At 67.5% G+C, this 19,296-nt stretch carries 20 protein-coding genes and 2 pseudogenes; 7 read left to right on the top strand and 15 right to left on the bottom strand.

Translation table 11 applies throughout. The features are described from left to right. Positions 1–8 precede the first annotated feature (8 nt). Positions 9–481 (top strand): annotated as a pseudogene (locus tag GO592_RS37340) (thiamine pyrophosphate-requiring protein); the annotation flags it as partial. Positions 482–532: 51 nt separating this feature from the next. Here the strand turns inward: GO592_RS37340 and GO592_RS37335 are convergent. Both GO592_RS37335 and GO592_RS37330 read right to left on the bottom strand, forming a co-directional pair. Further along, complete coding sequence (locus GO592_RS37335) at positions 533–1,774, bottom strand: UPF0158 family protein (protein WP_011599233.1); 1,242 nt, start codon at positions 1,772–1,774, stop codon at positions 533–535. Positions 1,775–1,981: 207 nt separating this feature from the next. Beyond that, a complete protein-coding gene (locus GO592_RS37330; RefSeq protein ID WP_011599234.1) occupies positions 1,982–2,626 on the bottom strand; it encodes a TetR/AcrR family transcriptional regulator in 645 nt (214 codons plus the stop codon). A gap of 62 nt (positions 2,627–2,688) precedes the next feature. Here GO592_RS37330 and GO592_RS37325 point away from each other — a divergent pair, with 62 nt between their 5' ends. Then, positions 2,689–3,114, top strand: coding sequence for a nuclear transport factor 2 family protein (locus GO592_RS37325; protein ID WP_011599235.1), 426 nt, complete (start codon positions 2,689–2,691; stop codon positions 3,112–3,114). Then, positions 3,111–3,992, top strand: a complete 882-nt coding sequence (locus tag GO592_RS37320) for an SDR family oxidoreductase (protein WP_007298579.1) — start codon at positions 3,111–3,113, stop codon at positions 3,990–3,992. Before GO592_RS37325 ends, GO592_RS37320 begins: the two co-directional genes overlap by 4 nt. A gap of 545 nt (positions 3,993–4,537) precedes the next feature. Here the strand turns inward: GO592_RS37320 and GO592_RS37315 are convergent. The 6 genes and pseudogenes from GO592_RS37315 to GO592_RS37290 form a co-directional block, all read right to left on the bottom strand. Further along, entirely contained in the window at positions 4,538–6,898 is a 2,361-nt protein-coding gene (locus tag GO592_RS37315; protein ID WP_007298578.1) for a helicase-associated domain-containing protein, read from the bottom strand. Between the two features lie 256 nt (positions 6,899–7,154). After that, a complete protein-coding gene (locus GO592_RS37310) occupies positions 7,155–7,454 on the bottom strand; it encodes a type II toxin-antitoxin system PemK/MazF family toxin (protein WP_007298577.1) in 300 nt (99 codons plus the stop codon). Beyond that, a complete protein-coding gene (locus GO592_RS37305; RefSeq protein ID WP_039951845.1) occupies positions 7,454–7,696 on the bottom strand; it encodes a YlcI/YnfO family protein in 243 nt (80 codons plus the stop codon). The genes GO592_RS37310 and GO592_RS37305 overlap by 1 nt, the downstream gene beginning before the upstream one ends. 210 nt (positions 7,697–7,906) lie before the next feature. Beyond that, positions 7,907–8,609, bottom strand: a pseudogene (locus tag GO592_RS37300) (IS6 family transposase). A 73-nt stretch (positions 8,610–8,682) separates the two neighbouring features. Next, positions 8,683–9,573: a class I SAM-dependent methyltransferase gene (locus GO592_RS37295; RefSeq protein ID WP_011599239.1), complete on the bottom strand. Its 891-nt coding sequence runs from the start codon at positions 9,571–9,573 to the stop codon at positions 8,683–8,685. 718 nt (positions 9,574–10,291) lie between these two features. Next, positions 10,292–10,498, bottom strand: coding sequence for a hypothetical protein (locus GO592_RS37290; protein WP_007298573.1), 207 nt, complete (start codon positions 10,496–10,498; stop codon positions 10,292–10,294). Positions 10,499–10,659: 161 nt separating this feature from the next. Here GO592_RS37290 and GO592_RS37285 point away from each other — a divergent pair, with 161 nt between their 5' ends. Next, positions 10,660–11,520 carry a GNAT family N-acetyltransferase gene (locus GO592_RS37285; protein ID WP_007298572.1) on the top strand — a complete coding sequence of 287 codons (861 nt, stop codon included), beginning with the start codon at positions 10,660–10,662 and terminating at the stop codon, positions 11,518–11,520. Here the strand turns inward: GO592_RS37285 and GO592_RS37280 are convergent. Beyond that, positions 11,517–12,506, bottom strand: coding sequence for an IS481-like element ISRhosp6 family transposase (locus GO592_RS37280; protein WP_007298571.1), 990 nt, complete (start codon positions 12,504–12,506; stop codon positions 11,517–11,519). The genes GO592_RS37285 and GO592_RS37280 overlap by 4 nt on opposite strands. A 482-nt stretch (positions 12,507–12,988) precedes the next feature. Between GO592_RS37280 and GO592_RS37275 the strand changes: the two genes are divergently transcribed. Further along, a complete protein-coding gene (locus GO592_RS37275) occupies positions 12,989–13,726 on the top strand; it encodes a hypothetical protein (protein WP_011599243.1) in 738 nt (245 codons plus the stop codon). Between the two features lie 553 nt (positions 13,727–14,279). Here GO592_RS37275 and GO592_RS37270 read toward each other — a convergent pair. From GO592_RS37270 to GO592_RS37250, 5 genes are all read right to left on the bottom strand, one after another. After that, positions 14,280–14,810 (bottom strand): ester cyclase, encoded by a 531-nt coding sequence (locus GO592_RS37270; RefSeq protein ID WP_007298569.1) that lies wholly within the window; start codon positions 14,808–14,810, stop codon positions 14,280–14,282. A 252-nt stretch (positions 14,811–15,062) separates the two neighbouring features. Continuing rightward, entirely contained in the window at positions 15,063–15,476 is a 414-nt protein-coding gene (locus GO592_RS37265) for an ANTAR domain-containing protein (protein WP_007298568.1), read from the bottom strand. A gap of 166 nt (positions 15,477–15,642) precedes the next feature. Beyond that, the gene (locus tag GO592_RS37260; RefSeq protein WP_011599245.1) at positions 15,643–16,275 is read right to left on the bottom strand and encodes a superoxide dismutase family protein; all 633 of its coding nucleotides are present in this window, start codon (positions 16,273–16,275) and stop codon (positions 15,643–15,645) included. A gap of 173 nt (positions 16,276–16,448) precedes the next feature. Then, positions 16,449–16,793: a hypothetical protein gene (locus tag GO592_RS37255; RefSeq protein WP_007298566.1), complete on the bottom strand. Its 345-nt coding sequence runs from the start codon at positions 16,791–16,793 to the stop codon at positions 16,449–16,451. A 290-nt stretch (positions 16,794–17,083) separates the two neighbouring features. Beyond that, entirely contained in the window at positions 17,084–17,257 is a 174-nt protein-coding gene (locus GO592_RS37250; protein ID WP_157234270.1) for a hypothetical protein, read from the bottom strand. Positions 17,258–17,440: 183 nt separating this feature from the next. On the opposite strand from GO592_RS37250, the gene GO592_RS37245 reads away from it, so the two are divergent. Then, on the top strand, positions 17,441–17,593 hold the full coding sequence (locus GO592_RS37245; protein ID WP_167332378.1) for a hypothetical protein: 153 nt from the start codon (positions 17,441–17,443) through the stop codon (positions 17,591–17,593). Positions 17,594–18,386: 793 nt separating this feature from the next. Here GO592_RS37245 and GO592_RS37240 read toward each other — a convergent pair. After that, a complete protein-coding gene (locus tag GO592_RS37240) occupies positions 18,387–18,548 on the bottom strand; it encodes a hypothetical protein (RefSeq protein WP_157234269.1) in 162 nt (53 codons plus the stop codon). 375 nt (positions 18,549–18,923) lie between these two features. Between GO592_RS37240 and GO592_RS37235 the strand changes: the two genes are divergently transcribed. After that, the gene (locus GO592_RS37235; RefSeq protein ID WP_007298563.1) at positions 18,924–19,295 is read left to right on the top strand and encodes a hypothetical protein; all 372 of its coding nucleotides are present in this window, start codon (positions 18,924–18,926) and stop codon (positions 19,293–19,295) included. Position 19,296 lies beyond the last annotated feature (1 nt).

Below are 19,296 nucleotides of genomic sequence, written 5' to 3'. Positions count from 1 at the left end.
GTTGAGCGCCCTGGGTCACCGGATCCATCGGCCTGCTGGGTACCCGCTCGTCCTACGAGATGATGACCGGCTGCGACACCCTGCTGACCATCGGCTCGTCCTTCCCCTGCACCCAGTTCCTGCCCGCGTACGGGCAGGCCCGCGGCGTGCAGATCGACATCGACGGCCGCATGATCGCGACGCGCTACCCCAACGCGGTCAACCTGGTCGCCGACGCGAAAACCGCGCTGCGCGCCCTGATCCCCCACCTGACCCGTGAGGACGATCGGTCCTGGCGGGAAGAGATCGAAGCGAACGTGGCCCGCTGGTGGGAAACGAGGGATTGCAAGCCCAGGTGGACGCGGACCCGGTCAACCCCCTGCGGCTGTTCGCCGAACTGTCCCCCCGGCTGCCCGACGATGCGATCGTCACCGCCGACTCCGGGTCGTCGGCGAACTGGTACGCCCGCCAGTTGCGGTTCCGCGGGAACATCCGCGGCTCACCGGTCGCTGTCGCGTGAGAGGGAGACAGGTGGCACGGCGTGGGATGCCCGTCAGCCCACGCGGATCCCGTTGTCGGCGAGGAACTCGCGGGCACGACCCAGTTGGCGATCGGTGGCGAAGGTGTACCACTGTTCGGCGAGGCTCTCCTGGTGGACGAGGTCCCGGAATCGGCCGAACGCGCCCTTGCCCTCGATCGCTTGCTCCAGCCGCTCCCGCAGCGCCGAATCGTGTTGCCGCTCGGCGAAGGCCGCCATGTCCCGCCACCCGTCCCGCGAGCCGGTGCGGTCGAACCGGAGCCACCGGTCGGGCTCGGTCTCCACGTCGACGGCGGCGTCCTCGCCGACCATCATCGGATCAGTACTGCTGGCGTCGTACACCTGTCCGGTGCGCAGGTCGACGTAGCCACCGGTGGACATGCCCAGACCCCCCTCCAATTCGGCACCGAGCATCTCGAGGTCGACCGGCACCACCCGCCCGGCCAGCGGCTCGCCGCGCAGACACGCGAGCAGGTCCTGCGCCAGCACCCCGTCACCCGCGCCGGCGCGCCAGGTCAGCCGGTTGATGACCGACACCGCCACCGGCTCGGCCTGCTCCCGTCGCTGCTTCAGTGCCATCGGTATTCCGGCCCCTACCTGTTGCAGCGCGTCGTCGACGTCATGTCCCCGCACCGCGGCGAGGAACCGGGCGGCATCTGCTGCCGCGATAGCGGCGCGCAGCTCGGACACATCGAGTGCGGGCACCCGGTCCTGTGCGGGCCACGCGTGCAGCAGCATCGGGTGCGGATGGCTCGGTCTGCGCGGTGCTCGGCTCTGCCCGTCGTCGTCGGACCACCGGCGCCCGTACTGATCCGGGATGGCGCCCCACCCCCAGTACGGCAGAGGCTTCCCTGGCGTGATCCCCAGCACTTCCAGGGGGTCGACCTTGTCGCCGCCGATCAGACAGCGGTGGGTCCAGTCATCACCCAGGTCGAAGGTGAACTGAAACTCCGCCCCGGGCTTCAGGAGCCGGGCGACTTTGGCCGACTCGATGTTCACCGCCTCGGTGATGGGCCCGCCGAGCGACTCCACCATCTCGGCCCCGGTCTCCGTGTCGGTGACCATTCGTCCATCGGCAAGGGTGAACATCGACAGGTGCGAGCGGTCCCACCGGGCGAAGGCGTCGTTGATCGCATTCGCGAGATCCAGGAAGGTATGCGACGGTCCGACCGCGAAGACGCGGCCGGGCCATGGCCACAATTCCTCGCCGCGCCCGCCGAGCAGCTCCACCGTCACCGACCACCACGTTCGTGCCATTCCTCGAGGATGCCATGCGGGCCGCGGCGCCGCCTGCTCACAGCCGCAAACCGCGCACCGCGCTTCACCGCTAGCGGATCCATGTCCGGGCGGATTCTTGGAGCCCGAACCCGAGCCCCCGGCGGACCACTGGGTCGGTGACCCCCTGTCGCCTGCAGCTGCGGAGCCCGGTTTGGGTTCGGTGTCAATGGCGGGAATGGATGTCCGTCAGTCGGACGGGGGCAGCAACTGTGTGGCCATGCCGCGATAGATGAACTCGGCGTACTGTTCCACGCTCCAATGTCGGGCGAGGACGAGCAGCTCGTAGATTTCGGGCGCGGTGTAGGTGAACAGCACGTCGCGGGCATGTTCGAGCGAGATCGTCGGTGGCAGGTGGCTGCGGAGACGTCGCGCGTTGTGCGTCATCCGGGCGAGGCGTTGGGTATTGATGTCGTCGAGCAGTGAGGCCATATCCGGATCGGTCGCTGCGGCGTCGCGGACGAGCCCGATGATCGGCGTCACCGCAGGTGCAACCTCGGTGGCCAGGGTTGCCCAATTCCGAAGCACGACCTCGGGGTCGGGCTCGGAGGCCGACATATGGTCGGAACGCTGCGGAGCCGGCACGGGGCCGGTCCCGGTCAGTGCCGCGGCCTGGATCTCGCGGATCAGGCCGGGTTTGCCACCGAACGTCTTGTAGATCGTCTCGACCGAGACGTCCGCTGTGGTGGCGATCGCCGCCACGGTCGTGGCGGCGTAGCCATCACGCAGGAACATCTCCCGCGCGACGTCGAGCACCTTCTGCTGGCGCATTCGCGCCCGGCTGCGTCGGAGGCTGGCGTCGTAGCGTCGCGGAGTCTTGACTGGGTCGGTCATCGGGGCGGATACTCCTCATATTGGATACACCACACTGTATCTAAAATTTGACGGAGTGCGAGATGCCGACACCTGAGCCCGACCCCACCCTGGCGATGCTCCGCCGACTCGAAAACGCGGTCAACGCACATGATCTCGACGCAGTAGTGGACTGCTTCGCGTCGGACTATCTCAACGAGACGCCGGCGCATCCGGCGCGCGGATTCACCGGCAGCGAGCAGGTGCGACGTAACTGGACGGAGATTTTCGGCGGCGTGCCCGATGTACGGGCCAGGGTGCTGCGCTGGGTGGTCGACGGCGACACCATCTGGGGTGAGTGGGAGATGGCCGGCACCCGCCGCGATGGGCGCCCGCATCTGATGCGCGGAGTGATCGTGTTCGGTGTCCGCGACGGTCGCGCGAAATGGAGTCGCTTCTACCTCGAACCGGTCGACGACTCGCCCGACGGAGTCGAGCCCACCGTCCACACGCAAGTCGGTGCCCGATGATCATCCTCGTCGCCGGCGGCACCGGCCGCCTCGGCTCGCTGGTCGTGCACCGGCTCGCCGCGCGCGGACACCAGGTCCGCGTCCTGACCCGCGATCCCGCAAGCGCCGCCGCGACCGGCCTCGCCGCCGAACGTGTACAGACCGTGACCGGTGACGTCCGTGATGCCACATCACTGCAACCGGCTGCGGACGGCGTGGACCTCGTCATCTCGGCGGTGCACGGACTGACCGGCCCGGGCCGGGTGACCCCGGCGTCGGTGGACCGCGACGGCATCATCAACCTTGTCGACGCCGCACGCGCCGCAGGTGCCGAGTTTGTTCTCGTCTCCGCTATCGGCACGACTGCCAACCATCCGATCGGCTTGTTCCGGATGAAGGCGGTCGCCGAGCACTACCTGCACACCAGCGGCGTCCCGTGGACGATCGTCCGGTCGACCGCCTTCGCCGAGCTATACCTCGACCTTCTCGCGCAGTCCACCGGTCGATCCGGTCGGCCGGTCATCTTCGGTCGCGGCGACAACCCGATCAACTTCGTTGCCACGGACGACGTCGCCGCGCTGATCGAACTGGCCGCACTCGACGCCAGCACCCGTGGCCAACTGTTCGAGATCGGCGGGCCCCGAAACCTCACATTCGTCGAACTTACGAAAATCCTCGGAAATCGGATCGGCGACAATGCTGTCCGCGCCCGGCATGTTCCCCGACTCGTGTTGCGCGCGCTCGCTGCGACCGGCCACCTCTGTCCGACCGCACCGGCGCGACTCGCCGAACTCGCCCTCTACATGGACACGGCCGACATGACATTCGACTCGTCGCCGCTGCACGACCGATACCCGCAACTCCCGGCCACCAACGTCGCAGACGCAATCAGCCCGTAGCCCCCCACCGCGGAGCCGGCGTATTTGCCAACCCAGAGACAAACGGCCCTCGCAATCGACAACAACGCCCTCCGTCAGGAGAACGTGTGGACTGGCGCGCGTTTATTCCGGACACCGCGATCGGTTCCACGGCCGCCACCGTCGCGGGATCGATCAACCATTTCCGGCGGGCAGCACCGATAGTGCGGAGATTCGCCAGGACCACCGAATCCGCTCCGGTCCACACTTCGTACGACCACCCCCGCGAAACACATAGCCGCTCCGTCCAGGCAAACACCCGCCGTACCTCGTCGCGGCGAACGAACCCTTCCGGCTTGACGTCCACGACGGTGAACCATCAGCATGTGCGAGGAGCAGGTCCGGGACATGCCTGTGCGTGCGCTGCCCATCTGAACCACACAGCCACATCGGCTGCGCCGCGATCCGGACAACGTCGACGTCGAAAATCGGCCAGCCACAGCCGATCCAACTCCAACCCGACTCTCATTGTGCTGTCCGTGGAGCTGAGTGGGGCAGCCCTGGCTTCTTCTGCGACAGGGGTGCGCTCAGCGGCCGGCCCCGGGTGGTCCGGAAATTGCGATGTGCGCCACCGGGAAGTCCTCGTACCGTTCCGTCGTGGCGCTCCAGGCGGTCAGCGTGTTCCCGTGCAGCCTGGCGCTGTGGACCAGGTGCGTGTACCCGTCATGGGTGAGGTGTGCGGGCCCGCCGGCCACCAGTTCCCAGATCGCCTCGGCGTCTCCGCGGCCGCGCAGCGCGGCGAAGGACGGGAACTGCCCGGCGGGTTCGGATGGTGCGGCGGCGGTGGCGGTGAGGTGGCGGGCATGCCGGTCGGGATCGGCGGCGGGGACCCCGATGGCGGCCAGGTCGAGGTCGGGGCCGTCGACGTCGGCGGGGTCCGGGTTCGGCGGCGCAGAGATCAGCACGCTGCCGTCCACCTCGCGCACCACCGGCGCATAGCCGGCCGCCCGCAGCGCGGACAGCGTCGTGTCGGCGCCTGTGCGGGAGGCCAGCACCGTCGGGGCGAGGGTGGCCAGTCCCAGCTTGCCGAGTTTCCGGTTGCCGACCAGCTCGCGCAGCAGCGTCGGGTCCTCGGCGACGATCGCGCACCCGAGTTCGATCACCCCCAGCTGCCCGTGGGTGCGGGCCACATCACCGATCAGGTACTCCAACGCCTGCGGCAGGCCCGCCGGCGCGATCGACTCCAGCTCCCCGATCAGATCCTGGGCGGCGGCGCCCCGATCGAACGCCGCCCGGATGCTGCCGGGGGTGAACCGCCACGTCGTGGCCGCCCCGCGGGACTCCCGGTCCGCGACACCGTCCAGCAGGCGCGACAGGGCGGTCGCCGGCGGGCCGAGGACCACCGCGGTGAGATCGGCACCGATCACCGCGGACGTGTGGGCGCCGGACAACAGCTCCGCCATGACAGAGGTGAGGGTGCCGGCGGGCAGGGCGCGGCCCAGCGCGGTGGCGGCGCCCAGCGCCAGCAGACCGAGCAGCTCTCCCTCGCGCACCGCCGCGGTCAGAACGTCGCCGATAATGTCGTCCCCGATCAGCGGGGCGCGCCAGCCCAGCACGGGAACCAGGTCCTTGATATCCGACACTCCCCGGCCGGGCGCCACCACCGTGGCGTACACGTCGATCAGTTCGTGACGCAGGTGCCGGTACACGGCCGTCTCGCCCAGCTCGGCGGCCGCACTCGCCTCCATCAGCACCGAACGGTCCGACTGCCACCAGGTGTCGATCAGGGCGCGTCCCCGGGTCGCGGCGTCGGCGGCTCGCCAGCCGGGTGCTGCGGGACCGGGGATCAGGCCGGGCGAGGGTGGCGGCGGCCGTTTACGCCCCCGGCTCTTCGCCGGCGGCGGTGGTGGTGCCGGGGCGAGCACCCCGGTCGACTGGGCCAGCTCCACGGCGAGCCGCACCTCGTCGACCTCGACGTCCCAGTTCTTCGCGACGGTGCGCAGCGTCCGCAGTCCCACCGCTCCGGACTTGATGAGTGGAATCGGGTCGGTCGTCGCGGTATCCACCAGCGCGGTGACCCGCTCGATCATCCGCAGCGCACGCGCGGCGGCCTCGGCGTCCACGTGCTCGGCCGGCACCGGATGATCCGCGAGCAGCGGCGGTTCCGGATGGAACGGCAGCCGCCACTCCTTCGCGCGCAGCGCCAGCGACACCTCCAACGGCAGGTAGGCGGCGCCGTCGTAGCTCGGCCACAGCACCCCGCGCGCGACCGCCCAGTCCCCGGGTTGGTCTCGCGCGCCCGCTCGGTGCGACCCGAGGTACGGCGGGAAGTATTCGATCGCGGCATCCTGCTCGGCGCAGGCGAGGAGCAGCTCCCGCTCCCGCGGCGGCGCCCCGTCGACGAGGGTGCGCACCGCAGCAGGGTCACGGAAGAAGGTGGCGAGGCGATCGACCAGCACCGTCTTGGCCCCGTCCCCGCGCAGCTGCAGTGCCGCGGCCACTCCGCGCAGCGCCGCAAGGGTGGTCTCCTCGAGCAGCACCCGCACCGGCGGGCCCAGACCGACCCCCACCGACGGGAACTGGGCGGGTGTGCTGATTTCGCCGTCGGCGGTGACCAGTGTCAGGGCGCGCTCGTGCAGGTCGTCGAGGAATGCCTGGACCGTGTCCGGGTCGCTGCCCAGCCACGTCGACGCCCCGGCCGCCGTGACCGGCAGCCCCAGCTGCTCGACCAGGGTGAGGGCGCCGAGCACCTCGGTGTGCGGCCGCGGCAGGCGGGTGTAGGCGAGCACGATCGACTCCTGGCTGCCCAGGCGGACGGCCAGCTCCGTCAGGTCCGCGGGCCACGGCAACGACAACGCCCCCGGCCGCCGGCGCAAGAGGGCGGCAAGCCGCTCCTCGTCGAGTGACCTCACATGGGTGAGCAACGCGTCGACGTCATGAACCGGCACCGGCCCGACACTAGCGGGTGCCCCATCCCGTCGGGGGCGGCGGGATCATCGACGGCGGAAGGCTGCGGTCGAGCACCCTGCGAACCGGATCTTGATACGGGGACATGTTGGCATGTATCCCACGGGTGAATCGACCTCCCGATCACCTCGACCCCCGCTGCGAACAGCGCGAACTGTTCACCCCTGAGTCACCACCACACCTCCTGGCGGTGACACCGAACCTGCCTGTGCGTCAGCTGTCCCACCAGGGGGTTGGTCATTCCAGGTCGAACGCGGCCCGGATCGCTGTGGTCAGGGCAGCCTCCTGCGACGGAAAGAAGAACCCGAGACCGCGCCCCAACGCCGACACCGGAATCGTGACGATGTTGTCGCAACTGACCACCGACTCCTTCTCCAGCCCGTTGGCCGGCCCCACCGGCACCTCGGTGGACAGTCCCCGCACGGTGCCGGTGATCGGCGCCACCGTCACCCGGCTCAGGTGCGGGCGCACCAACTCCCGGGTCAACACCAGCACCGGCCGCGTCTTGTCCAGCTTCGCGGCGTGAATCGGCCGCATCAGTCGAGATCGCTGAACAGACCCGCGGCATGCCGGGCGAGGTCATCGAGGCCGTCCGGGTCGTCCCCGCCGCGCGCCCGGGACAGAATCTCGGCATCCCGGGCGGCGACCTGTCGACGCCGCTCCCGCTCGAGCGCCCGCAACACCAGGGCGGCCCGGCTGGGCGCCCGATGGTCGCGCACCTCACCGTCGACGAAGGCCACAATCTCATCCGGCAACCGCACCGCAATCTGTGTACTCATACCCAAATGCTACCACCGTGGTACCGGATTGGTAGCATGGCTGATCGCGCACGGAATGTCGGATCACCGGATCACTGGACCGGCGCATGTGGCCCGCCCGCCTTCTTGAGAGTGCGCCCCACCGGGCAGACGGCATCGTCAACTTGGCTGGGCCCAGGGCTGGATCCGGGAGTATGAGGCCGAGTGAGGGTCCTGTCGGAGTCGCATCGTTCAGGCTGCGGCAGAGACACCGGTGACCTCGTTCCACACGGCCAATCGGTCGGTCATCTCGCGTCGCCATTCGGACGCGGTGAGCAGGTGTCGCCGAGCCTGAAAGTGTCCTGCGATGCCGCCGAACGCCGAGAGGAACCGCTGCGCCTGACCGGGCGAGGCGAACCGTTTCATCGCCCGCTCGCGTCGCCGCGGGCTGATGGGAGTTCTCCGCCCGATTATTCAGGTACCTCGACCGCCGGTGCTCGACCGACGGCATCACCTCCCGATGCGCCACCTGGTAACTACCGAGCTTGTCGGTGACCAGCACCCGCGGCACCGCGCACTGCCTCTTGAGGAGCTTGCGGAAGAACTTCTTCGCGGCCACGGCGTTTCGGCGGGACTGGACCAGCACGTCGAGGACGTTGCCGTCCTGGTCCACGGCGCGCCACAGGTAGTGTTGCGTGCCGTTCATCCGGATGACCACCTCGTCCAGATGCCACTTGTCTCCGGGCCGGGGTCGCCGCCGGCGCAGCTGGTTGGCGAAATCCTGTCCGAACTTGGCGCACCATCGGCGGATCGTCTCGTGGGAGACCACGACGCCGCGTTCGAGCATCATCTCCGAGATGTCCCGCAGGCTCAATGCGAAGCGGTGGTAGAGCCAGACACAATGGCTGATGATCTCCACCGGATACCGGTGCCCCTTGTACAACGACGCTTCCATGGCCACGGCCAGCGATTCTCCCAGCGTCCGCGTCGATCAGCCAAGTTGACGATGCCCCACTGAGGGGGAACCCTCAGCGGCTCGCCCGTAGTATGCGGACCGAGCGCAGCGCCTGGGGTGGTTCGCCCTCGAATTCCGCTGATCCATCGAGGTACCCAGCGATGAGGTCCGCAGCGGAGTAGTCTTCGATGTCGGTGAAGCCGAGCGCCCGCAATTCTGCGGCCATGTCGTCAGGAGTGAAGTAGCTGAACCAGGGTTCGCCGACAGCTGCTGCTCGACGTGCGCGCGCTTGCAGCTGTGCACGTTCCTCATCGGTGTCTGCGGACTGCAGATAGTCGAAGATCACCTCGACCGGCTCGGTTTGGCGAGCAATGTATTCGAGGGTGCTGCGGGAGGCGTCGGGGGTCAGATAGAAGACGACACCGAGCCACACGAATACGGCCGGATCGGTCCGGATGAATCCGGCGGCCTCCAATCGTGTTCCCAGTGTGTCGGTTTCGAAGTCGACCGGCACGAAGGTCAACCGTTCGGGCTGGTCGATGCCGGAGGCGGCGAGGCGTTGGTGTTTCCATGCTTGGGTAGCGGGATGGTCGACCTCGAATACACGCAGGTCCGGATGCGGGTTGCGGTAGGCGAAGGTGTCCAGGCCCGCGCCGAGGATCACGACCTGTCGCACGCAGGCAGCGACGGCTTCGGCCACGCGATCCTCGGCGAAACGGGCACGAGCAGCAAAGAACAGGCGGCGCGATCGATCACTGACACCCAGCCGCAAGATTTCCGAGTCCACACCGCTGCCGGGATGATCCTCTGCGGACCGGACCAATTCGGTCAGCTCATCGACAGTGACACCCAGCAGACGTGCCGCCAGTGGATCGGTGAGAATCCGTGGCCGGTCAACAATTTGATGATAGGCACGGGCGTAAGCAGTCACGAGCGCTGTTCGGCTGGGTCCCTCATTGTCCATACTCTAGAAACTACTCACGAACAGCACGCGAACACCGTGAACTCTGTCGCACCAGGCACCAGACACCGGACACCGGACACCGGACACCAGGCACCGGCCCACAGCAGACTGCACTCGACCAGTAACTTCACCCGGCCGTGGCCCCATTCCGGCGTATTCGGTTTCTGCCCCATTGATGGACGTTCAACCGCTCCAGGTACGACGCTCGAAACGAGCGACCGAATCCAACGCGGGGATTGGGTATCCCGAGGATGAGGGATGCCTTCGGTGAATCGCTCCCTGGCTGAACAAGAACCGCCCAATGCGTCGTACCTGCGGCGAACACGACGACGACATCGGAGTCGCGCTCGATGAGCCGGACTGGACCGAATCGCTCTCCGGCCGTGGTGCGGTGCATCAATGGGACCGCTTCGCTCGCAAGCCTCACCGCCGGGTGGGTTCGTAGGTCTTCGTCGATTCTGTCGCGAACGGCAACAACGTGCTCCTCGGTTCGTCATCCTGTGCGCCCAAGGGATATTCAGATGCTCAGGGCCCTCCAGACCGTGCCCTGAGACCCCGGATGGATAGTCAGCAGTCCGTACATCGTAGAGGAACAGCTGGCGTGGAATCCGGCGATGTAACCGATCGGTGCGGACTGCATGCCATAAGGCGATCCGCTTGCGGCACGTTGCGCGCTCTCGATCGGGTCGATTCTTTGGAGGTCAGCTCGCTTGCTGCTTCAGGTCGCCGTAGTGAGTGTGGGCCTCTCGGGTGACTGGTCAGGCAGACCGTAGAGCACAGCGAGTGCCCGTTTGAGCTGATCGTCGTCGATTGCCATTGCCTGGCGCTGCTTCCGCAGCCACAGCGCCTTGCTGCTCTCGCCAGCGCGATGCAACTGTGCGACGCGCATCGCTAGTTCCAGCACGAATGGTTGGTTCTGATTCATGATTCCTCCCGTACCCTGCCTCGATCGTATGAGCAACTTGCGTCATTTGGACGAGGAATTGCGCCTAGACGTGGGAGGCGCTGATCCAGCAGTCACCGATTGGGCATTGGGACACCCGACGGCAGCGCAAGCGCGACAATAGAGGAGTGGCCGAGAGGGGAATGACCGAGCTGCATATCCGCGAGGCGTCGCCGGACGACGCCCAGGTGTGTGGGCGCCTCATGTTCGACGCCTTCGAAACGCTCGCCACGCGCCACCATTTTCCGATCGAGGCGGGCACCCCCGAATTCGCCGACTTCCAGATCCAGGCGATGCTGAACACCGACGGCATCTACGGCCTGGTGGCCGAGCGCGACGGCCACATCGTCGGCAGCGCCCTCCAGGACGAACGCGGCCAGATCGTCGGCATCGGACCCGTCAGTGTCGACCCGACAGCACCGGACGCCGGGGCCGGCTGTGCGATGATGACCGCGCTGCTCGAGCGATCACGAGACCGCGAGGTCGCGGGCGTCCGGCTGGTACAGACGGCGTACAACTACCGGTCCTTCTCCCTGTACGCCAAACTCGGCTTCGCCGTCCGTGAGCTGTTGTCCGTCTTCCAGGGACCACCACCCAGGTCCGGGATTCCCGGCACAGTCGTGCGCCCGGCGACACCGGACGACATCGCCGCCTGCGACGAGATCTGCCGGCACGTGCACGGCCACGACCGCCACGGCGAGCTACAGCACTGGGTCAATATCGGTACCGCCCGCGTCGTCGAGCGCGGCGGCCGGATCACCGGCTACGCGACGGGTTTCGGCTACACCTGGCATGCCGTCGGCAACGCCGACGACGACATCATCGCACTGCTGGCCGGCGCCGACGAGTACACCGGACTCGGATTCCTCGTACCCTCACGCAATACCCGACTCATGGCCTGGTGCTTCGGCGCCGGGCTGCAGCTCGTCCAGCAATCGACCCTGATGACGACCGGGCTCTACAACCAGCCGCAGGGCTCGTGGCTGCCCTCGATCGGCTACTAGGTGTACTGACCTGGGAGGTTGGGTACGCGGGTGGCGGGTGGTTGGCCGCCGAGTGCGGTGTGGCCTCGGTGGTAATTGTAGGTGTGCAGCCATCGCGGGAACTCGTCGCAGCGTTCGCGGTCGCTGGTGTAGAGGCGGGCGTAGGCCCATTCGTCGGCCAGAGTGCGGTGGAAGCGTTCGACTTTGCCGTTGGTTTGGGGTCGGTAGGGGCGGGTTCGGCGATGCTTGATCTCACCGAGTGCGTCTCGGAACGCGTGTGATCGGTAGCAGGAACCGTTGTCGGTCAACACCTTTTCGACCGTGATGCCGTGCTCGGTGAACCACGCGTTGGCGCGTAGCCAGAACGCGGCGGCGGTGGCTTTGCGTTCGTCGCCCAACAGTTCGGAGTAGGCCAACCGTGAGTGTGCGTCGATCGCGGTGTGCAGGAAGTGGTAGCCGCGGACCGGACGGTAGTACTTGTCGACCTCGCCGCTGCTTTTGTCGGCCCGGGCATTGCGGCTGCCTGCCGAGCGACCGACCTTCCGCCATCCGCCGCCGGCGGGGATCTTGCCCAGTTTCTTGACATCGACATGAACGAGATCGCCGCAGTGCGGTGAGTGCATGCGACGGATCACCCGTCCGGTCGGGCGGTCGAGCCACCGCAGTCGAGCCAACCCGTACCGGCTCAGGACCTTGTGCACTGTCGAAACATTCAGACCCAGCAGATACGCGATCCGGGCCGGACCCCAGCGGCGGATGACGCGGACCTTGATGATGCGCCGCTCGGTGCGCGTCGGGGTCTGGTTCGGGCTGCGATGTGGCCGTGAGCTGCGATCGGCCATCCCGGCCGGCCCCTCGGCGCGGTAACGAGCGCTCCAGCGTGCTGCGGTGGTGACCGCGACCTGGAACCGTTCAGCAGCCCGCCGCAGCGGCCACCCATCATCAACGACATATTGAGCAAGGCGCAGGCGACCCGTTTCGGACAACGGGGCATTACGGTGGACCACGAAGACCTCCTGAGTGAGTGATGCGTTCCTAGACAGCTCGCACTTCACTCGGAGGTCTTCTCTATGTCACCTCGCCACGCCGTCACCAACGTCCGTGGTCAGTACAACTAGGCGTCGCTGGCGCAACAATGCGCCGGCCCGCACCGACTCGGTTCCGTTTGGGCATCCGCTTACGAAACGCAGGCGGACCGGCCCGTCGGCATGCTCGGGGGACGCCACTTCGTCCCCGGTGTGGGTTCGATGAAGAACTCGGTCTATCCGGACAGGCACGGTACTGGCTCCGTGGCATCCAATCTCGCAGCCTCCCAAAAACCTGTTGGCGGATCACGGCGACCACTGCTACTTTTCCGGAGGCCGTGCAAGAGAACGAGGAGGTGGTACCCGTGAACGCAGTATCGACATGGGTGCTCCCCTCCAGGGTCACGGCCGGGCGATAGGCCGCCCGGGAGCGCCGTTTTCGAGCACTCCCGAAAGGCACAACAATGCACTTCACTTCCGAACAACGCCTCGACGACGGCGTCCTCGAACGCACATTCACCCTCGGCGACATCCCCGGCATCCTGTGGACGCCCGAATCCGCATCCGCGCCGACGCCGGTGCCGGTGATCCTGGCCGGCCACCCCGGCGGACTGCACATGATGTATCCCCGCCTGGCGGCGCGGGCCATGCACGCCGCGACGGAGGGCTTCGCCGCGGCCACCATCGAGCTTCCCGGCAGCGGTGACCGGCCCCGTTCCGCCGCCGCCGAGCAGGCCCGCGCCGACCTGCGCCGGGCACTGGCGGCCGGCGAGCCGGTCGACGACGAGGTCGTCGACCGGCTCGTCCTCCCGCTGGTCGAAAGGGCGGTCCCGGAATGGCGGGCCACCTTGGATGCCGTCCTTTCGCTGCCCGAGATCGACGGCCCGGTCGGGTACTCGGGAGGGGTGATCTCCATCGGCATCCGGCTGGCGGTAGTCGAGCCACGCATCTCGGCCGCCCTCCTGTTCGCCGGAAGTGTCGTGCCCCGCACCATGTTCGAGGAGGCCCGGCAGGTCACCATTCCACTGCAGGTCCTGTTGCAGTGGGATGACGCAGGAAACGACCGGCAATCGGCCCTGGACCTATTCGACGCCTTCGGCTCCAAGGAGAAGACGCTGCACGCCAATATGGGCGGGCATACCGGCGTCCCGCAGTTCGAGGGGGACGCCGGGAATCGGTTCTTCGCCCGGCACCTGAAGTGAGGTCGGCCGGTCAGGGCCCGGCAGCAGACAGAGAGGAGCCGTCGGCCGGTATGCCGCTGATCGAGGACGGGCCCCGGCCCTCCTCGACAGCGGTGGCCAGCAGAGCACAACCGCCCCGATCAGCTGGTCTCCGACCACCGGCACGATACGGACCTGGTTTGTGACGAGGGCTGGTGCGCCATCGACTCGCCGAGACGGCTGGTGGTTGCGGGAGACCAGCGACGACGCCGCAACCAAGATTTACCTGGACTACGCTGCTGGGGCACGGTGGCCGCTCAGACGTCCAATGTCGATCATGAGGTAACGGGCACCGGGGACATCACTTCACGGCGCGCGGGCGGGCGGGACCGCCGAACCCGTCGAGACCGTCGATGCCGTAGCGCGACGACGCGATGTCCGCCGACTCGCCCGTCACGGCGGGAACGTCGTCGTGGCGACCACTGGTCGGTGAACCCCTCTCGCCCGCAGGTACGGAGCCCGGTTTGGGTTCGGTGTAGGTCGGGCCTGCGGCATGACCTGCACCCGAGACGCCTGGGCCCCTGGTTATACAGAGCTAGCGTCGGCGGGTCATGCTCACTACACGCGTTTTGGCATTGAAGGCGGCCTTCAATGCGCGGTCCGCAATCGATCCGTCGGGCGGTAGAAGTTTGATCTGGCGGGCGAACTCCATTTGGTCGTAGCGCACCGTGTTGGTGACGACCTTCCCGTCGACGATGACGAAATGGTCGAATCCGTCGAACTCGATTCGCTGCCCCGTGGCGGCGATGCCCACGAAAGTGCCAACGTGCTGGCCGGACACGTGCCAGTGGAGCAAGACGTCATCGCCGGACTCGGCGATCGAGACGATCTCGAAGGCGAAGTCGGCGACGGCGTCGAAGACCTGGTTGAAATAGGTGGCGACCTCGGTGCTTCCACGGCATGTCCCGGTAGGAAAGTGCACGAGGGAGTCGGCGGCCCAGAAGTAGTTGCGGAGGCTGTCGACGTCGTGGGCGTTGATGCGGTCGATCGCCCACCGGACGAGGTGCGTTTTGGAGGCGTCGTTCGGCGGAGGGACAGCGGACGAGGTAGGGCCGCGCTCGGGCATCTCTACTCCTTGACGTTGAGCACCGATTCAGCAGCGTTCGGCAGCATCCAGATACCGGTCTGGGGCGGACCATAACTCACGACGCTCGGCACGCGAGGCTAAACGCGACATGGTGACTCTCGGGAGCTGGGACATCATCAGCAGCACGGCGGAAGGTGTGGGAGTGGATCTGCACGCCATAGGCGTGGTCGGTTTCGATGTGGTGCTGATGGGGATTCGACTTCGCCACCGCATTGGGAGAGTGTCGTCGCGTCAGCTCGCGTGTGCGTGCGGGCGCGGGGGAAGCTGGGCGAGGAGCTGCTCCCATTCGTCGAACCGGACGGCGTCCGGTGCACACCGAGAGGACGGGGATCCGGCAGCGAGGTCGACCAGGTTCCGGGCAGCACCGACCACGGTCAGGTGATGACGGCGGGACACGTCGAGAAGTTCGTCGAAGGCCCGGGCGTCACTGCAGCGGCGGGCAGCGATCAGGATGCCCTTCGCGGTGGCGAGAAGTTCGCGACCATCAAGGCGCCGGCGGGGTGTCAGACGGGTCGGGGCGGGAAGCGGGCTCAGTGGTGATTCTGCAGTGGCCTCGATCATGCGTTGTCCTTCGCTCTCGTGCATCGGCCGGGACGCGCCGGTGTACCGGCGGATGATCCCGGAGCCGACGTGAATGTGAGTCACGTCACTGCCGAATGCCCGACCAGTTCTAGCACACGGCTGCCGCACCTGCCATCTACACAAACGTTCAGGTACGGCGCGGCCGCTCGTCCCCGTCGGTCCTGCCGAACCCCGGCACCGGGGTCCACCATGGTGGCGGTGGGATCCCCCGCCGGATCTCGTCATTTGCTCAGAAGTCTTCGTCGATGCACGCCAGACGGTCACCCGCCATCCCCGCCTGGCCGGGACCGGTCATCGTTCGTTGTGCGTGCAGCACCACGGATTTGGCCTCATCGGGACGGAATTCCCAGTCCACGGTCGTCGACGACTGAGCGCTACCGCTCTGGTCGGTGGTGACGTCGAGCCAGATCTCGTTCTGCGGGTTCGCGTAGGCGGGATCCGACGACGGCTTGTCCGGGGTGGCCGCGGGGTCGACGTCGTTCTGGTAGTGCGGCCCCGAATCCGCCGGTTGCGGTCCGCACCGCCGGGTGTGCACGTGCACACCGAAGTCGCGGTTCGGTGCCAACCCGGTCGCGGAGAACGTGACCGTCGTGCGGCCGTCTCCCTTCTCGGCTTCGACGTCCACCGACGAGCCCACCGGAACGGCGACCTGATCGTAGGTGAACGCGTCGTCCTCGCCGACCTCACCAGGGAGCTGGAACGCCCCCTCCGCTCCGGGAACCACCACACCGGTCGTCGCCTCGGACGGTGACGGCGGGGTCTCGACGGTGGCCTGCTCATCCGTCGCGTCGCTACCGCATCCGGCGGCGACGAGAGCAACCACGAACATTCCTGACATCACGATCGCGCCTCGAGTATTCATACCTTCGGCAATTACCCCGACCCGGCAACCCCAAATCAACGGGAATCAACGGGCGAGCGCATGAGCCGACACCGCAAAAGGATTCACGCCACCCCAGTCCGGCCGGATACCCGACATAAGTTCGAGAAGATTCTCGGGGCGCACCCATTCCAGGAGGTGCTGGCCAGTGCGTTCTAGGAGGTGGCCGCGCGGGCGGACACGCCGAGGTAGATCAACACCAACACCACCCACCCGGCGCCCCTGCCAGATTGGCCAGCTGCCACCCGCCGCCAGACCCGGTACGCGACCACGAACGCCCCGAGGCCGCCGAGCAGCAAGATTGCTGTCGCCACGAACGCCAGCACCATCCGGGCCGGGCCGGAACAGAGCAGGGTGTGTCCGTCGTCGGCACACTCGCGCCGACCGGTGGCCGCCCACCCCACGGTCAGCCCCATCGCCGCCAGCGCCACCGCGATCACCACACCTGCATAGATGGCGGCACTACGGAAAGCGGACCGGTCCGACCAGCGTTTCTCCACATGCGCGTCACATCCGTCCGCCCCTTTCAGCTGTCGAGGGTCGCGGAGCGGTCACCACGCGTGACAGTGAACGCCAGGTCGCACTCATTTCCGCAGGTCTCACACCTGGTCATGGTCTCCCCCACCCCCTCCCTCACTCATGGCGCCGCCGACCGCCCCGACCGCCGCCGACCGCGCCGAAGCCGTATCCCGCACCCTGTCAGCTAGCGCGCAGACTGACCCCGGTCGCGTTCCGCCACTTTCCAGTGGTCGGGTGCCCGCGGACGCGCGCCGGCACACGCGACTCCGGGTCAATCGGGTGCTTCGTCGCCGGCGTCGTCCGGGATGGTGTCCGTCCGCTCGGCGGCGGTGTCGGGCGCTGACTCAGGTCGGTGCTTTTCGGCGACTCGCTCCTCGATATCGTCGACCACCTCCGACAAATCCTTCCGGTATTCGGCCGCCTCGTCGTCCTCCGGTGTGCTCATGTTCGTATCCTCCTTCCGGTGGTGACCCGTGGCCGCGCAAATGGCGTGATTTCTCCGGCTCGGTGTGGACAATTGCACGCTGACACCGCATCTGCGCAAGATGTGCAGCGAACCGACCGGCTCGCGCACTGCGGATCCGGCGTAGTCCGGTTTCGACCACCGTTCCGGGGTTACCCGATCATCATGAACGACCGAAACACCGAGCCCAGCGAATCGGAGAAACCCTACGATCCGGCGACCGATCCCGACGCCGACCCGGAGAACCTCACCTCGACGACCCATCAGCCCAACCAGGCCGAAGGCGCCGACGAAGAAGAAGACCAGAACCAGCGATGACATCCCGGGCGAACCCACCGGCAGCACTCCTCGCCCGGGGTGCGATCGCTGGTCACGCCCCGCACGGGAGGTGGGCGGTGACCGTCGACCGCCGGTGAACCCCGCCGAAAAGTGAAGCGTCTTCCTGCGGCACGGCAGCCCCCCGCGAGTACCGTCGTGGCTGCCGCACACCGAGGCGCGGCACCGCCCGACGAAACCAGGATGTGCCTGGACCGACGGGTGTCGGTCCGTCGGCCGGCCACAACACATTTCGGGTGTGCGGCCGGCGGCGGACCCAGACGTTCGTCACCGTCTGCCACCGAACTGACCGCCGCCGCCCAGGTCGCCGACTCCCGACCGCCATCGGCGACCGAGGACATCGACATGGGTGGTGCGACCACGAAGTATGCCGGGCATCGAGACCGCACCTGCCGATGATCCCGGCCACGGTCCACGACCCACACCTTGGCGACCGGGTATCACCAATGAGATCGGGCGCCGCCCCCGAGCACTACCCTCGGCGTCACCGAGCCCCGGTGATCAATCCGGCATTTCGTCGGCGCCGGGAATCGGCGCCGAGCGGGGATCGTCGCTGCTCGACGGCGCGTTCGTCGAGGTCGTCGAGCAGACCGGGTAGATCCGCACCCGGGCCGGTACGGCCCGGGCTCGGCGGATTCGGCCATGACGGCCGCCGGTCGCGCCGCGATTAGGTCATCATGTGTTCCCTCGCGGGTCGATGCCGCGCACAGGTTCCGCCGCGTTGACCACGAACCCAGGCGCCGTCGGAACCCCAGAGGATCGTCCGCCCCCGCGGTCACCAGGGGCGGCGGACCGCCACGGTGAGTGCGGCCGGTTCGACGTCGGCGCTCCGGTCCCGGTCCCCCGGGGCCCGGTGGTCCATACGGTCGAGGTGCGATTTGATCCATTCGGTACTGGCCGGGGTGAACGCGGCCGGATCGGCGGAGGTGTCGGTCATGAAAACCGGGCCCTTCCTGGTCGGGTCTCGTCGCCGGGTGCGGGCCCCGGTGACGCCGTCACCGACCACGGTACGGCCGTGGCCGCCGATTGCAAGAGCAGGCGGGGGACGACGAGACGGGCGATCCCGCCACACCCGCTCCCAGGGTGCAGAGTATGGCTCTGCCGTTCGGTAAGTGCTCCAACCATCGCGCTCACCGTCCACTGCTCGACGCTGTGCGCGTGATTCGGTGCACCCACGGCCAGGGCCGGTCGGCTCTCATGCCGAGCAGTGGCCCGCAGGCCTTCACGGTAGAATCCGAGCCGCCGCGTCGCCGGAACCGGGAACGCGCTCCCGGTGACACGGGATCGGAACGAGTGAGCCATCATCGGGGCCATGCCAGCGCGCCTCGATCGCATGATCTACGTCGATGACTCGGGTCATCCGCAATCCGGACTAGCGGTGTACGGATGGATCGAGTTCAGCCCGGACCGTTGGCGATCGGTTCTTCGTAACTGGTTGGACACCCGCAAGCTCCTCTGGCGCGAGTTCGGCATCCCGATCACCACCGAGCTGCACACCACCGATTACGCGAACGGGCGTGGCCGCATCTCCAAACGGATCCCCGAGCGGCACATCCACGACGGCCGCGAATACTGGAAAGACTTCGGCCGCGAGGTCGCACACCAGTGCCTGGAGACCCTTCGGTGCACCGAAGGATTGACCCTCGGCGCGGTGTACCGATGGGGCAAATTGTCAGCAGGATGAG

It is taken from the genome of Rhodococcus sp. 21391 (genome assembly GCF_016772255.1).
Lineage (GTDB): Bacteria > Actinomycetota > Actinomycetes > Mycobacteriales > Mycobacteriaceae > Rhodococcus_F > Rhodococcus_F opacus.
The sequence above is the reverse complement of the archived record's forward strand: the minus strand, read 5'-3'. Positions and strand labels throughout refer to the sequence as shown.